General features: G+C 41.7%; 13 protein-coding genes. 1 reads left to right on the forward strand and 12 read right to left on the reverse strand.

Features of this window, described 5'->3' with window-relative positions; all coding sequences use genetic code 11:
• The first annotated feature begins 304 nt into the window (after positions 1-304).
• Entirely contained in the window at positions 305-1,510 is a 1,206-nt protein-coding gene (tnpB, locus tag ACFX4H_RS13375; RefSeq protein WP_377435584.1) for an IS200/IS605 family element RNA-guided endonuclease TnpB, read from the forward strand.
• A gap of 250 nt (positions 1,511-1,760) precedes the next feature.
• On the opposite strand, the gene ACFX4H_RS13380 is transcribed toward tnpB, so the two are convergent.
• The 12 genes from ACFX4H_RS13380 to ACFX4H_RS13435 form a co-directional block, all read right to left on the reverse strand.
• Entirely contained in the window at positions 1,761-3,071 is a 1,311-nt protein-coding gene (locus ACFX4H_RS13380; RefSeq protein WP_278089611.1) for an amidohydrolase family protein, read from the reverse strand.
• Positions 3,072-3,247: 176 nt separating this feature from the next.
• Positions 3,248-4,225, reverse strand: coding sequence for a zinc-dependent alcohol dehydrogenase family protein (locus tag ACFX4H_RS13385; protein WP_377435586.1), 978 nt, complete (start codon positions 4,223-4,225; stop codon positions 3,248-3,250).
• Between the two features lie 160 nt (positions 4,226-4,385).
• Positions 4,386-5,174 (reverse strand): ABC transporter ATP-binding protein, encoded by a 789-nt coding sequence (locus ACFX4H_RS13390; RefSeq protein WP_377435588.1) that lies wholly within the window; start codon positions 5,172-5,174, stop codon positions 4,386-4,388.
• A 15-nt stretch (positions 5,175-5,189) separates the two neighbouring features.
• Entirely contained in the window at positions 5,190-6,203 is a 1,014-nt protein-coding gene (locus ACFX4H_RS13395; RefSeq protein WP_377435589.1) for a FecCD family ABC transporter permease, read from the reverse strand.
• Positions 6,200-7,204 carry a FecCD family ABC transporter permease gene (locus ACFX4H_RS13400; RefSeq protein WP_098187069.1) on the reverse strand — a complete coding sequence of 335 codons (1,005 nt, stop codon included), beginning with the start codon at positions 7,202-7,204 and terminating at the stop codon, positions 6,200-6,202. The genes ACFX4H_RS13395 and ACFX4H_RS13400 overlap by 4 nt, the downstream gene beginning before the upstream one ends.
• A gap of 85 nt (positions 7,205-7,289) precedes the next feature.
• On the reverse strand, positions 7,290-8,258 hold the full coding sequence (locus ACFX4H_RS13405) for an ABC transporter substrate-binding protein (RefSeq protein ID WP_377435590.1): 969 nt from the start codon (positions 8,256-8,258) through the stop codon (positions 7,290-7,292).
• A gap of 807 nt (positions 8,259-9,065) precedes the next feature.
• Positions 9,066-10,292, reverse strand: coding sequence for an MFS transporter (locus ACFX4H_RS13410; RefSeq protein ID WP_202312110.1), 1,227 nt, complete (start codon positions 10,290-10,292; stop codon positions 9,066-9,068).
• Between the two features lie 167 nt (positions 10,293-10,459).
• Positions 10,460-10,651: a Spo0E family sporulation regulatory protein-aspartic acid phosphatase gene (locus tag ACFX4H_RS13415; protein WP_377435591.1), complete on the reverse strand. Its 192-nt coding sequence runs from the start codon at positions 10,649-10,651 to the stop codon at positions 10,460-10,462.
• A gap of 220 nt (positions 10,652-10,871) precedes the next feature.
• Complete coding sequence (locus tag ACFX4H_RS13420; RefSeq protein WP_377435592.1) at positions 10,872-12,239, reverse strand: amidase; 1,368 nt, start codon at positions 12,237-12,239, stop codon at positions 10,872-10,874.
• A 52-nt stretch (positions 12,240-12,291) separates the two neighbouring features.
• Entirely contained in the window at positions 12,292-13,494 is a 1,203-nt protein-coding gene (locus tag ACFX4H_RS13425) for an MFS transporter (RefSeq protein ID WP_377435593.1), read from the reverse strand.
• Positions 13,495-14,068: 574 nt separating this feature from the next.
• Entirely contained in the window at positions 14,069-15,322 is a 1,254-nt protein-coding gene (hisD, locus tag ACFX4H_RS13430; protein WP_377435594.1) for a histidinol dehydrogenase, read from the reverse strand.
• 63 nt (positions 15,323-15,385) lie between these two features.
• The gene (locus ACFX4H_RS13435; RefSeq protein WP_053536252.1) at positions 15,386-16,624 is read right to left on the reverse strand and encodes an ester cyclase; all 1,239 of its coding nucleotides are present in this window, start codon (positions 16,622-16,624) and stop codon (positions 15,386-15,388) included.
• Positions 16,625-16,639 lie beyond the last annotated feature (15 nt).

Genomic DNA, 16,639 nt, shown 5'->3' on the forward strand with positions numbered 1-16,639 from the left:
AGTTGGCTCATATGCGGTCAGCGGCATTTTTTCGTTTTTAACCGTTTTTGCCGTCCCTATTTTCTTATTAATATTTTTAACTTGCTTACTTTGTTTATATATTTCAAAGAAACTGGACTCACGACGGATTTCTAAGTGCTAAGAACAATTTTATCATTTCCCGCCAGAAGACTCCCTCTTCAAGCGTGTGAAGGGCGAGAGCCCAACGGTAAGGGGGAGATGAATGGCGGTTGGCCTAAACCAAAGTATCCTTTTGACAAACGTACGTTCTCTGGTTGATAATAACAATAAGGGGGTGAAACCAATGGTCGTAAACAAAGCTTATAAATTTCGAATCTATCCAACGAAAGAACAATTAGTTCTCATCAATAAAACATTTGGCTGCTCTCGTTTTGTCTATAACTTCTTTTTAGGCAAACAAAATGAGAAAGATGCTTACTGGTATATCTGTGAAGAAATGAAGCAGAACGGCCAATTACCTTTTAATAAATGGAAAGGATCTTTTGTGAATAAATACGCAACAATCAAAGAACTTCCAGCTTTAAAGAAAGAATATTCTTTCCTGAAAGAAGTAGACAGTATTGCCTTACAGAAATCGGTGGAAAATTTAGCAGATTCCTATAGTCGATATTATAAAAAGCAAAACAAGTCTCCACGCTTCAAATCAAAAAAGAATCCGGTCCAGTCCTACACGACTAAACATACGAATGGAAATATCGGAATGATTGGAAACCAAATCAAATTGCCCAAACTCGGTTTAGTTCGTTTTGCTAAAAGCCGCGAAGTCGAAGGGCGAATCATCAATGCCACAATCAGGCGGAACCCTTCAGGTAAATACTTCATTTCCGTTTTAGCCGAAACCGATGTACAAGTACATCCTAAAACGAATCGTTCGTGCGGTGTAGATGTTGGTTTGAAGAACTTTGCAATTCTTTCAGATGGTACGGTCTATCAAAACCCAAAATTCTTCCGGACGGTCGAAAAAAAATTGGCCAAAGCACAACGGATTCTTTCAAGGCGACAAGAAATAGCTTTGAATCGAAATAACCCATTGTCTGAAGCTAAAAACTATCAAAAACAAAAACGAAAAGTGGCCATCCTACACGAAAAAATTTCAAATGCCCGAATGGATTACTTACATAAAGTCTCTACCGAAATCATCAAAAACCACGATGTTATTGGAATGGAAGACTTGCAAGTGTCCAATATGATGAAAGATCACAAACTAGCTAAAGCGATTAGTGAAGTATCTTGGTACCAATTCAAAAAAATGTTGGAATACAAAGCAAGATGGTATGGTAAACAAATCGTGACCGTATCAAAAACGTTTGCTTCTAGCCAATTGTGTTCTAGCTGCGGGTACCAAAATAAAGACGTTAAACATCTGAAACTTCGTGAATGGGATTGTCCTTCTTGTTTTACTCACCACGATCGAGATATTAACGCAGGACTTAATCTAATGAACGAAGCCATAAGGCTTCTAACCGTCGGAACGACGGGGTTAGCCTAATTAAAAATTGGCCTATAGGCTAATGTTCTTAGGAATCCCCCACTTCAATCAGACCATAAGGTCGATTAGTGGCGGGTAGTTCAATCCACAATACTAGCGGTAATTCCTTTTTGACTGCCATCCGATGCGAACTATTCCTTACTAAAACATAATAATAAGTTCCTCAAAATGAATCATCGAGTCCATAAAAAAAAGGAGCTGCTAATGGCAGCTCCTTTCTTCTGTGCATCCGGTTGTTTTCCCATCAGTGTTATCGTGATAGGGTTCCTTGCAGACGATTGGTTTCGGCGATTACTTTTTCTTCATCGATCGTTAAGCAGCGGCCATCTTTCACTACCACTTTTCCATCAATGTATACATCACATACGTCATTTCCGCGTGCTGCATAAAGCAGGTGCGAATAGGCTTCACTCAGTGGCTGCAGGTGTTCTTTGTTATATGGGTAAATGGTGATGAAATCCGCCTTTTTACCAGCTTCCAGTGATCCTGTGTGACCCATGCCTATCGCTTCGGCGCCCATTCTTGTGGCCATGGCGAGTGCTGTTTGGGCAGGGAATTTTGTGGCATCCTTATACATTCCTTTTTGCAGTAATGCGGCTGTCCTCATTTCTTCGAACATATCGAAGTTGTTATTGGAGGCGACGCCATCTGTTGCCACTCCCACTTTAATGCCTGCATCAAGAAGGCTGACGACATCGGCTATCCCAGATCCGAGCTTCAGGTTACTGATTGGATTATGGGCAACGCGAACATCATGCTGTTTTAAGATCGCCCGTTCTTCATCATTAAGGACCACACCATGTGCCATGACGGTGGGCTGATCGAACAGGCCTAGACGGCGGAGGTGCTCGACAGGTCGGGATCCGTAACGTTTTTCGATGTCGAGGATTTCAAAGTCCGTTTCCGATACGTGGATGTGCACCATCAAATCATTCTCTTTTGCAATTCGTGCACTTTCCATGATCGCTTCAGGCGTGCAGGCATATGGGCTATGCGGTGCGACCATGGTAGTCAGACGGCCATCGGCAAATGCTTTATAGTTTTTTGAAAACTGCTCAGCCCCCATGAGGTTCGCTTTTTGGTCTTTTTCGGTACCCAAGCTGAAGATCGTATAGGAAAAGGCTCCGCGCATTCCTGTTTCGCCTATCGTCTCCATGACGGCACCCGCATCTATTCCATTAGGATTGAACATATCCGAAAATGTCGTTGTTCCTGATTTCATCATTTCCATAATGCCTAGCTGTGAGCTTACAGAGGCGATTTCCGTTGTAAACTGGCTTTCGATTGGCCATATTTTCGTTTCAAGCCATGGCTTCAGCAGCATATCGTCCCCGATACCGCGTAAAAGGGTCATTACAATATGCGAATGGGCATTCACAAGGCCTGGCATGATCCATTTCCCGCCAAGGTTGACCACATGATCTGCATCTGCCAATTGCTGTTCATCATGCTGGCCGATGTAGGATATGGTATGATCTTGTACAATCATCATGCCGTTTTCGATGATTTGGTTTTCCTTGTCCATCGTAAAAAATGTAGCATTCACATATATTGTTTTCATAAGTATTTCCTCCAAAGTCGTATCAGTATCAACATGTCCTATTCCGCATTCTAAACTAGCACCTTACAGGTAATCAAGTAATTCCATATTATCAGGGGCCATTTCACTTTACCTTAGGAACCTATTGGAAGAGCACCAAGATAAATGCTTCAATTAAGTGGTTATCCTTTGTGAAATCAGCTGCTTAAAAATATCTTCCCTTTATTGCTCGTGACAATAATCGCTTCTTGAACATCTTGAAGGCTGTAGTGGGAATCGGGCATCATGAACTTCAACTTTTCATCAGCAATGAACCCCATCAAAAGGTTAAATGTTTCCTGCCAAGTTCGAACGGAAGCCTGCTGATTCCAATGCCGAAGATGAAACATTTTAACATCCACTTTTGTCCTTCGTGAAATTTCCGCCCAATTCACAGACTGTCCTGATAAAAGGCCAATCGTCAATAAGATGCCATTAGGCCGTACGCAAAAAGCCAGTTCTGAACCATAGATGCCGCCCACTGAATCTATGGCCGCTTTCGCACCGCGCCCATTCGTCAGTTCCATCACTGTATCCTGCAATGATGCTCGGGATGTATCGATCACATATGAAGCACCAAGTTTAAGCAGTTCTTCCGTATACTTATCGTTTCTCGTTACAGCAATCAGCTTAAATCCAAGAATCTTGGATAACTGGGCGAGTATACGGCCAATGGAAGATCCGCAAGCATTTACGAGTAATACATCATCCGGTTTCAAAGTTAATACTTCTGTACAGATTAGCCATGCGGTTACCGGGTTTATATATAACTGCGCTGCTATATGGTCTTCAATCGAATCCGGAATGACGATGGCCAGCTCCGCTGATGTTTTAACAAAATCCTGCCAGGTCCCTTCACCGCGCAAGGGCAGAACACGCTTGCCTATCAGCTCTTTCGAAACTGCTGGACCCACTTCTTCAACAATGCCGACCCCTTCATAACCAGGTATGGAAGGCAAGGCGATTCTGTGGGAATAGGCACCGCGAATGGGCAGCAAGTCAGACGGATTAATGGGACGTGTGATCATCCGAACGAGGACTTCCCCCTCGAAAGGTCTTTGAATACATTTATTTTCAACCTTTAAAACCTTTTGCGGATCTCCAAACTCATAGAATTTAATACATTTGGCTTCCAAAATAGTAGTCTCCTTTAATATATAAGTCTTTCCATTTTAACATTTTACCTCTTGATCTGAAATATCTTGGCAACTCCTAACCAACATTCGTAAATAAGAAAAAAAAGCCAACAATGAATATGTTGACTTAATCATTTCGGTACCGACCGGCGCTAGTTTTCTAATCCTGAGATAAACCAATGGGAATGCATAGAGGCGTTTGATCAACAGGGTTTTCAATAATGCAGCATTCCAGTCTGAAAACGTCCTTGATCATCTCTTTTGTGAATACCGTTTCAGGCGGTCCCTCTTTATAGATTTTTCCCTGCTTGATGCTAATCAGATGATCGGCATACTGTGCCGCTTGATTCAAATCATGCAGAACCATGACAATCGTGCGTCCATACGTTTCGTTTAAATCGCGCAGTAATTCCAATATTTCAATTTGGTGCGCTAAATCCAGATAGGTTGTCGGTTCATCTAACAGTAAAAGGTCTGTTTCTTGTACCAAGGCCATCGAAATCCATGCTCTTTGCCTTTGTCCTCCAGATAATGCATCCAATGTCCGATCAGCGAACTCCGTCATTTTTGTTGCTGATAAGGCACGGTCGACAATCCTATGATCTTCTGGGGTTTGTCTGGAAAATATGCCTTTGTGCGGATGCCTGCCATAATAGCAAAGTTCTTTAACGGTTATATCTTCCGGAGCTTCCGGAGCTTGGGGTAGGATGGCCAATTTCTTGGCCACTTCTTTGGAAGATTGCTGTTGAATGTCCTTTCCATCTAGATAGATCGTGCCTTGCTGCGGCATCAATAATCTAGCTAGAGACCGCAGAATCGTAGATTTGCCACAACCATTGGAACCAATGATTATACTGATCTTACCTTCAGGAATTTCCAAATCGATATTATCAATGATTTGAGTTGCCCCATAAGAGAGCGAAAGATGCTCTGCTGATAATGTTGTCATGATATTCAGCCTTCCTTATGTTATTTTTCTTTCACGGCGCAATAGATATAAAAAATATGGTACACCAATCACCGCAGTGATAATTCCGGCGGGGATTTCTATTGGAGGGAATAATCCTCTTCCCAGGCTATCGGCAACAAGTAGAAAGATCGAACCAAAAAGAGCTGAAGCGGGAAGTAAAACCTTGAATTTTGACCCTACCACTCTCCTTGCAATATGGGGGGCGATCAAACCAATGAACCCGATGGAACCAACCGCAGCTACACAGACTCCGATCAATATGACAGAAACGCTTAACAATATATAACGCAGTAATTTTGACCTTTCACCGAGACCTGTAGCTATATCGTCTCCAAGGCTCAGTACATCCATTTTAGAAGTTAATGCAATCAATACCGGTACAAGCACAAGACATGGAAGCAAAATGAATACTTGATCCCATCCTCTTCCCCATAGACTGCCAGTCAACCACAGCAGTGTCGTGTTTACATCATCCGGGAACTTGACCATGAAATACTCTATGCCAGCTTGACATATGGCCCCTAAAGCGATTCCGACCAAAGCTATCGTATTTGGTTGTGCTCCTTTTTTATAAACAAATATCATCAAAATGGCCGCCATGACCGCCGCTCCGATAAATGCTGAAAGAGGCAGTATGATAATGGGCGATTGCGGAAATAAAACAATGACGATAACTGCTGCCAATCCGGCCCCTTTTGTTACCCCAATCACATCTGGAGAAGCCAGCGGATTTCGAAGGACTCCTTGCAGAATGGCTCCGGCCGTTGCCAATCCGGCCCCCACTATCACGGCAATCAGAATGCGCGGTATGCGATAGTTGTGCAGAATGAATGTCTGGCTTTGCATGCCATTTCCAAGGAAATTTTGGAGAATTTCTAAAGGTGAAATATAAATGGCCCCTAAGCCCAGGCTCACCATTGCTAAAATCAGCACGGTAACCGTCAGTAACAGGATAATAGCATAAGGGGGCAAAGTTGATTTCAACCCAAATGTCCGTTTTAGTTTCATTGCTTAATATTCCTCCCTCTCTTCGCTAAATAAAGGAAGAATGGCGCACCGATCATAGCGGTTACGATGCCTACCGGCGACTCAAAAGGATAAGCGATGAAACGTGCGAGAATATCTGCGTACACTAAGAGTAAAGCGCCGAATAATGCAGAAAAAGGGATGATCCTTCGATAATCCCCGCCCACCAGTCTCCTGACGATATGAGGAATGATCAATCCCACAAATCCCACTGGGCCTGCGACGGCAACCGAAGATCCTGCCAAAATGATCACCAATATTCCTGCTAAAATACGGATTCGGTACACCCGCTGCCCAAGTCCCTGCGCCATATTTTCTCCTAAGACAAGGATGGAAACAGATCGAGAGAACATGGCAGCAACAAGCAGTCCGAAAAGAGACCAAGGAAGAATCATGTTCACGTGCGCCCATGTTTTCCCATTAATTGACCCTACTAACCAATAGAGCACATCTTTCGCTTGTTCATTAAAGATGATCATGCCTTGCGTTAAAGAAGATAAAAAAAAGTGAACAGCCATTCCAGCCAATGCCAGCTTCACTTGGGTCATTCCTCCTCCCGAAGCAAAAGAATAGACTGCCATCCCTCCCATTGCTGCACCAATGAATGCAACGCAAACTAGAGACACGGAAGAAAGGTTAGGAAAGAAAACAAAAGCTGACACAATAAAAAATGAGGCACCGGCATTAACACCAAATACTTGTGGAGAAGCTAATGAATTCCGGGTAATGGCCTGCATAAGAGCACCCGCTACCGCTAAATTAGCACCGACCAACGCTCCAACTAAAGCCCGTGGCAATCGAAGAGTCCTTATAATAGTCTGTTCCTTGGACGAGTCGGCCTCAAAAAAGGACTTCAAAACCATTGATGCATCAATATCGGACGCTCCCACAGAAATACTCGTCAGGATGCCTAAAATTAACAAAACGATCCCAGCTATAGCCGTACATAATACTTTCAGTTTACTTCTACCTACAGTTTCCATTTTCTATACAACACACTTCCTGACAAAATTTAAACCTAATGGAAAGCGAAGTAAGAATGGGATCTCTTACTTCGCTTTTGTTCGTCTATTCTTCTCCAAGCATTTTTAAAGTGTCTTTAGCAATGGCCTCTGCTGATAAAACACCGCGGTATCTCGTCCATAAGTCTCGATCAACACTATACACTTGTCCGTTTTTTACAGCCTTCAAGTCTTTCCAAAGAGGATTGTCTTTCCACTCATCAGTAAGTAACTTACCCTCATTGTTCGCTAAAAGCAGCACATCCGGATCGATCTCGACAAGCTGCTCCAGATTCATCTCGGCATGTGGCAGTTCCTGCTGAATGGCATTTTTCAATCCCATGCGCTCAAGCAATTCTCCATCATAAGAAGATGAAGTATGGGCTTGGAATGAAGTATCTCGTACAACTGCTGGTAAAACCGTCATATTTGAATCAACAGTAAGCTTTGATTTAAGTTCCTTAATCGTTTTTTCATGCTCGCTCAATCTTTTTTCTGCAGCATCTTCCTTGTTTACTGCCTTTGCAATCGTTTTAAATGAATCCAGATTTTCTTGATAGGTAGATTCCCGACTTTTTAAAACGATGGTAGGAGCAATCTGCTGTAAATCTTTATAAATCCCTTTATGCCGCTCAGCATCCGCAATGATTAAATCTGGCTGTAAAGAACTGATCACCTCTAAATTAGGCTGCTCGCGTGTTCCTACAGAAGTATAATCCATCTCTTGCCCTACAAGTTTTGTAATCATCTCTTTTTTATTGTCATCCGAAATCCCGATAGGTTTTATCCCTAGAGCATTTAAAGAATCAACGAAAGACAGCTCAAGCGTAACTATTTTTTTCGGAGTATCTTTCATTTCCGTTTCTCCCATTTCATGCTTAATCGTCCTTATTTCTTCATTACTTGTTTTGGCAGAAGTCTTCTCTGCCTCTGTTGTTTTTTGAGAATTATTACATCCTGATAACATCACCATAATAGCAAGTAACAGGATGAATGCTCCTCCCCCAAACGTTCTTACTTTTCTAAATTCCCTCATATTTTGCACCCTTCCCGTCATCTATACCTTCTTCACGAGTTAATCATAATTGAAAATGATTATCATTATCCTGCTGTTATGATAAAGTCATAGAATGATACCGTCAATATTAATGAAATTTTGTGAATAAAAATCATTATGGCCATTAAGACAATCTGCATGCATTTTATTGATAACGTGAAGTAAACATGCCATCATAGTCTTAAACTACCGTGGTTTACCATTTAACAAAATAATGAACTAATATTGCAGATTGTGGACTTCGACGAAAATCAAGTTTGTTTCAGTTTTTATGAGGGTTTATAAAACCTCGAACGTCGATTGGAACGTAGGGCACTCGCTTTCCGCGGGCGGTCAGGGAGCCTCCTCGGCTTGCGCCTGCGGGGTCTCCCTTAGACACGCTTTCCCGCAGGAGTCTCGTACCTTCCACTCCAATCGACTTTGTCCTTAAATTAAGATAAAACCCATACCTAAGGAGTTGAAGTTGTTAATATGGGTTCCGACCACCTTTCCAAGTATGGCTTTTACAATGAGACCGTCGATTGGAACGTAGGGCACTCGCTTTCCGCGGGCGGTCCGCGAGCCTCCTCGGCATGCGCCTGCGGGGTCTCCCCTTGACGCGCTTTTCCCGCAGGAGTCTCGCACACCCGCTCCAATTATTACTTTCAGGTAAAACATTTTTTGTGTACAAAACCAAATATTAATTTGACGCTCAGCTTAAATGACAGATAGTTGTTTTATAAATGATCCGACTCAAACTAAAAAAGAGCAAACCCGTTAAGGGTCTGCTCTTTCCTGTTTCAAAAATCATTTTCTATTAATCAGCATCTCTTCAAGAGGAAATTCTTCATTGGAAGCTTCTTTTTTTGAGCGTTTTATGGAGGTTTTGATAAGAATGGTTGAAGCAATTGATAATGCCCCCATGATCAGGTAACCTGTGGATCTTGAAAACACTTCAATCAAGATGCCAATTAGGACGGGTCCCAAAAACATTCCAGCCGAATATAAACTTTGGAACAGGCCCATTCTCGTAGATTGTTTAATCTCCGGGATATTTTCAACAGCCCAGGAAGTGACGACCGTAAAGATCAGCCCGTAACCGAAACCTTGGAATGCCTGCAATAGGAAAAGCATCGTTAAATTTTCAGCATAAGGAATCAATATGATGATGACCCCTTGTAATACCGCTCCCAAAATCGCCGTATTCATTAAACCGATTTTTTTATAAAAAAGGGCTCCGCATAATCCTGCGGCTAAGCCATATATGATCAGGTGTGTGTTTGCCAGCATGCCAATCAATAGCGGATTTGCTCCAAGGTCGGTAGCAACTAAAGGTGTGAACGTATCCCTTGTTCCAATGGTGACCATCAAAGCAATCGTTGCCAAAACGGAAATGACCCAGATTTTTTTATCGGTGATTTGCTCGACAAGTATTTTCTTATCGTATTTTACTTTTACCCCTTTAATACTTAGGTCTTTTGTGAAAAATGTTAATACGAGTGCAAGTATGGCGGCGGCCACCGCTACTAAAAAGCTATACCGATACCCATAATTATTGGCCACTACTGCACCGATGGTTGTCCCTAGTATGGAGCCAACCGGCGATGCAACACCCAATATCGCCACTGCTTTTGCAGCTTCCTTCACACCAAAATAAGAGGCGAACATAACATTGTAAATAACCCAGGTGGAACCTGTTAAACCGTCCGAAATTTTCCCAAGGTACAATGTGGTTGCATTCGGTATGAAAAAGGCTAGCGTCCACATTACAATGGTTATCAGCAACCCGATTTGGATAAACAATCTTCGTTTATGCAGCATATCCGAAAATACGCCTATCGGAAGTCGTGTCAATAAGGCCACAATTCCTGAAATGCCGATGATACTGCCTATAATAACTGAATCGAACCCAAGATCTTTAGCATAAGAGGAGATAAATGGATCAAATGCGGTAATGGTGACAAAGAACAACAAGCTAATGATAAAGAATAAGATGGTTTCTTTCCGATTATTAATTTTATTCGTTTTGTCCATATATTCCACCCTTTCATTCCCCTCCCTTTCGTCCCACTGGACAGAAAGGCGATGCTATTAGTATTTACACATATTCTCATATATCATCATAAACATACCCAAAACTAAATTAGGCGCATTGTCATATAACAGTATCCCCATTCCTAACTTTCTTCAAGGATACACTATCAAATCAGTGTTTGATGGCGAGGATTGATTTCATCTATGATACTTTGCAGCCTTAGAATATCCTCATCCAATTGTTGACTGATCTTTATAACCTCTGGATGAGCGGTTCCTTTATTCTTCGTCAATACATACATATCCTGGCGGTGCCCATCTATCAAATTACTTAATTCTAATACTGTCTTTAAGATCATTGATCTTGTATCCTTTCCTATTAAAACAAGAATCATTAAGGGTAGTTCTGTGGTAAATTCAAATATCGAAATATTTTTTATATAGCGTGATAATATATACGAGTTTCATAATAAGTTGGGAGAACTAGCAAATAATAAATGTACCATTACTACTTACTCCCAGTTTTTCAACTTACCAATAGAAGAACAAGCAATCGGTCCTGGAGCCAAAACCATTTAATCATTGCATTTTAAGATGCCTCTCAGAGTAAAAACTTGTCAAGGCATATTGCTCATAAGCATACCCAGCACGAAATAAGAGGTCTTCTCTATTGTGATTGGCGATTAACTGCAATCCGAGAGGAACTCCAGGTTCTGTAAGCCCAAAAGGGATCGATAACGCCGGATGCCCTGTAATGTTAAAAAGACTGGTGTAACGAATCATACAATCCCCGAGAGATTCATTTTGTCCCCCAATGGTGACTTCTTCTGTCTGTACGTCAGCTGTGGCAATAGGCATCGCTGGGGTAATCATTACATCAACGTCCAAAAAGATTTCTGACACCCTACGAGTCCATTCCGCCCTTTTTTGCAAAGCATTTAAATAGTCATAGGCCGAAATAAGGCGACTTTTTTCAAATGTTTTTTGCGCGCCTTCACTGTAAAGATGAATAGCCGACTTAATACGTTCTTTGTGAACAACCCCCACTTCTGACGTCCCAAGTGTCGTTGCAATACTTACTACATCCATTAAAAAAGAAGTATCAACATCTACTATAGCAGCTCCTAAATCGATCATATGCTGTACAGCTTTTTCATACATTTTCTTGACTTCGCCATCCATATTTTCATTGAAATAATGTGTCGGCAGGCCGATTCTCATTCCTGACAGTCCATTCAACCCTGTCGTTGTGTAAGGGATGCCTGTAAGGGTTTGCATGATTATCGCCGTATCCTCAATGTTACCAGCAATCGGTCCTGCATGATCAAGAGTCCACGATAATGGGGTCATACCCTCCATGCTAACTAAGTTATAGGTAGGTTTTAAGCCCACGACACCACAACAAGCTGCTGGTACACGAATTGATCCGGCAGTATCTGTACCGATGGAACCTAAGCAGAGGTTTGCTGCAACAGCAGCAGCTGAACCACCACTGGATCCACCTGCAGTCTTATTCTTATTCCACGGGTTTATGACATCACCAAAAATAGGATTCTGAGAGGTTATGCCAAATGCATATTCGTACATATTATTTTTCCCAAGAAAAATACTGCCCTCCCGTTCTAACATTGTGACGACTTCAGCATTTTCAGCCGGGATTCGCTTTTCATCAATTATTGAGCCGCTAGTTGTTAAGATACCTTCAGTATCAATAGAATCTTTATACGAAATTGGTACCCCTAACAAACCTCCTCTTACTTCTCCTGAATTAATCATCATTTCCGCCTTTTTTGCCTGATAAAATGCCTTTTCCTCTGTTACGGTAATGTAAGAATGCATTTTTGGATTTAATTTTTTTATTCTTTCCATATACCATTTAGTGATTTCAGTAGGGGAAAACAGTTTATTTTTATACCCTTCCATCAGTTCTTTTATCGTTAAAATCAATTTGCATGACCCCTCTATCTGTGCTTTATAATCAATAGGCCGAATAGTTCTATTAACTAACCTGATCCCTCATGTTTGGAAAGCTTTCATTTGCTTTCGTTCTAATAAAAAGTTTTATCAATATACCTGAAATAGCCGAAAGGATTCCTATTATTATAAAGCTAAAACTCCTTGAGAATGCCTCTGTCAATATCCCCATCAAAACCGGACCAAAAAACATTCCAAACGAAAACACGCTTTGAAAAAACCCCATCCTCGTGGATTGCTTATGTTCTGGAGTATCCATAATACTTAATGACATTAAAACAGTAAAATTCAATGCAAATGCGATACCGGAAAGCGCTTGCAAACAAAAGAGCAATGGTAAGTTTGGTGCAAATGGTGTCAAAATAGCAACAACGCATTGTAAAAATGCTCCTGCAATAGCTGTGTTCACTAAGCCCAACTTTTTATAAAAAAATCCTCCACATAATGCAGCAGCAATCCCTCCTGCAATTAAAAACGTATTCGATAGCCAACTCAGAGCAATCGCATCTGCCCCTAAATCTCTTGCCACAAGAGGTGTAAATGTAACTCTCATTCCAAAAGAAGCCATCAGTGTTATGATTGCTAGCAGAGATAAAATCCATAAGTTTTTATCGGTAATTTGTTCCTTAACGATTCTTTTTATATCATCTTTTTCCCTTTTCACTGTAACTTTTTTCTCTTTCAAAAAGAACGTTAAAACAAAGGCGATAGAAGCAGCAAAAACGGCAACAAGAAAAGAATATGAATATCCGTAACTGTTTGCGACAATTCCACCTATTACCGAACCCACTAAAGCTCCAATGTAATCTGCCAAAGTTAAAAAAGCAACGGCTTTTGCAGAATTATGGACACCGAAATAAGAGGCAAACATTACAGTATATAGAACCCATGTAGCCCCCGTTATACCATCCAAAAATTTCGCGAGATATAAGGTAGTGGCGTTTGGTTCTATAAAAGCGATTATCCAACCAATGATTGTAATTAAAAGCCCAACTTGAATGATCAATCTTCTTTTGTTCAGCATATCCGAGAATACGCCAAGCGGGAAACGGAAGAACATGGATGCTAGCCCCGTCACTCCCATCACACTGCCTATCACTGCAGGTGAGATCCCTAAATCTTTGGCGTATGATGAAATAAATGGATCAAAGGCTGAAATGCTAATAAAGAAGAGAACGGTTATGATGAAAAATAATATAATATTTAACCGAAATTGGACTTTGTTCATTAGGTCACCTCATTGTTATTTTTCACTTAACTCTTGCCAAAAAAGGAGCAGTTGAATCAGCTCGAAAATTCGTGATACCTGAAGACCTTTATCGAATGCCCTTAAGTAAACCCCTGAGATGCCACAACCAAAATATCCAACAAAGAGTAAATATTAAGGAATAAATTTATTACCGTCCTTTGGGCTGTGATATAAAATTACGAGGCAGGGTAAAACGAGGATATTATCCTCTAATACACTTTTTATAAATTCTAATTGTATTAGCGTATAAAGTCCTCGCTTTGACCTCAGTAACCTACACTTCACTTAAGTTAAATAGACTAAAGGAATTCAATTTTTTACAATATCATAGGCATTCATTTGCTTTTCACTAAATCAATAGAATAATATTCTACGGCCGACTGTAGACAAAATCGATGAAAACGAGTTTATCTACATTTTTTTGAACGTTGATCTCTTCCCCAGGCGCGCGCTTTTCCGGCAGGAGTCTCGCACACCCGCTCCAATCAACTTTTTTTTAACTTTTAGATAGAACCCCTTTATCTTCAGTCTCCTAATTTTTATATGCTCAACATCATGTCAACCTTACTGTGGCCGATAATTTATGGCCTTCCAAGCCTTCGATTTCGGATTGATCTTCCGCATGGGATGCCAGGAATTGAATGCCTTGACCTGTGATTTCCTGATGTGTCATGACCTTCACATAGCTTCCTGCCCAAAGTCCCCCTGTATATCTTGCTGCCTTTTGAGTCGGCAATGTATGGTTCGTTCCAGAGACTTTGTCAGAGAAGACGACGGAACTGCCTTCATCAAGGAATAGTGATCCATAATTAGTTAGCTTATCCATCAATTCACGGCTATTTTTGATATGCAAATGCAGATGTTCAATGGCATAATCATTGCAAATATCCAGTCCTTCTTGTAATGAATCTGCATAAATGATTTCCCCTCTTTTTTCCCATGATTCGTGTGCAGGGGAAGATGGTGAGAAGGTTTTCAAAAAGCCTTCGATTGCTTTTTCTGTTTCTTCGGCAACCGTTCTGGACGTTGTGACAAGAATGGCCCGTGCGTACGGATCGTGTTCGGCCTGGGCAAGTAAATCGGCCGCTATTTTCTGAGGTGAAGCCGAATCATCAGCAAAAACCATCACTTCACTTGGCCCGGCAATAAGGTCTATGCCCACTTTACCGAACACTTGACGTTTTGCTTCTGCTACAAACCGGTTTCCTGGTCCAGCGATGATATCCACTTCCGGGATGGATTCGGTTCCATATGCCATGGCGGCGATGGCCTGCGCCCCGCCAATTGCAAAAATGTCTGTAGCACCGGAGCGGATCAAGCCATATAAAACGGCCGGATGGATACCGCCTTCATAATTGGCCGGGCTTGCTGCAACGATTCTTTTTGCTCCTGCTACCTTTGCCGGTGCAACGACCATGGGTCCTGATGACAATAACGGGAATCTCCCCCCTGGAACATAAGCCCCCACCTTTTCGATCGGTACGATTCTATGCCCCATCTTAATACCCTCGCCAAAATCCTTTTCGAATGGAGTGAGGCAGCTCAACTGTGCTTTAGCAAAATCGGATACTCTTTCCACGACTCGATCGATCAGCACCTTTACCTCTTCTGGAAGAGTCCTGATACAATGTTCAATTTCCTCTTCACTAACCCGGACCGGACGATCGGAATCACCGAATTTTTTTTCATATTCCCGTACGGCATCATCCCCGCCTGCTTTTACATGTTCAATAATCGACTTCACCGTTTGTTCCACGTCATGTGAAGAGGTCTGTTCAACTACGTCCGCTTTTTTCATATATTCCATCCTATTTTCCCCCTAATCGTTGTTTAGTGAAGAGACGGCTGCAGCACAGCCGTCAACTGGCAATCATGATACGCCGGTAAAATTCCCATCATCCATTGTGGATTCACCATCTTGTTGTGATTCGTTTTCATCAGGCAAATAGATTTGACGCAACACTTCCATTCCATCAAACAATAGCCATTCCTCCGAAATTTTTTCATTACGGATTTTATAGTGGCTGATGCCGGCAATATCAATGGCTTTTCCGCTAGGGGCTCCGAAGTATCCCGTTCCTTCGTGCACTCCTTGTATTCTCCAGCGAACCGCTACATCCCAATCACTGTCAGAGCCGCGCCTATTGCAAGTCACCCTCTCAAGAATCACCTTCCCATTCGGTATGGAGGCAAAGAGGCTCATGAACATTCCTTGAATTTCACTTACTCCGATTACATCCTTGTTGCAGACATAATGAACGACTGCATTTTCCTCATAATATTCCCGAACAAAGTTAAATGAGCGCCGAGCCCAAATTCGATTGAATACAAGCTGCATGAACTCCCCTATCTCGAACTCATCAGAGGATGGTGTGAATAGTTTTGGAGGTAGCCCCGTTTCTGCTGTCTCTTTAAATCCAAACTGTATAGCAGGAGCAAGCTTCTGCGTACTTTTGGCCATTTTTTTAGCAAACTCGACCGGATCCAAGCCAAGTTGCAGGACCAGATGATATGTATCCATCACAAGCCATTCTTCGTAAATCTTATTATTTAAGATCATACAATCAGCGCTTGTTCTGAACATCACTTTCTTTCCTGTGGCAGGACCGTATAAACTATCTCCAAGGTTCGTTGCAACAGAACGGCCCCGGTGTGAAGTGAAAAATCCTGCTTCATCATCCCCTGACCAGATTACACTCCACCCAAGCCCTTTCCGATCCGGAAAAGCATGCAGTGTTTGCAGTGTACCTGAGATGACTTCGTTAACCCCATGGCTATTGATCAGCCCTTTATGAACGGATATGCTTGTGCTATACGTATCGTAAATAAGTCCAATGTCTTTCTCTTTCCAGATTTGCCGTGTGATTTTCACAATATAATCAACGATGTTGTTGTATTCCGGGTCAAAGCCGTTCATTCTCTGTTTCTTTTGATTCGTTTCTTCTATATTAATGTAATCATAATCATCTTTTGTATCGAGCATATTAACGTCTTCAGCATCCGCATAGAAGATGAAGTTCGGTGTTTTCTTGACCGGTTGGCTTGCATTCATTGTTGTTTTTTCTTCTTTTGGAGCTACTTGCACTGAACCTGTCTTTTTTTCTGCCATTATTACCATCCTTTT

It is taken from the genome of Peribacillus sp. YIM B13477, assembly GCF_042787955.1.
In the GTDB taxonomy this organism is placed as follows: domain Bacteria; phylum Bacillota; class Bacilli; order Bacillales; family DSM-1321; genus Peribacillus; species Peribacillus frigoritolerans.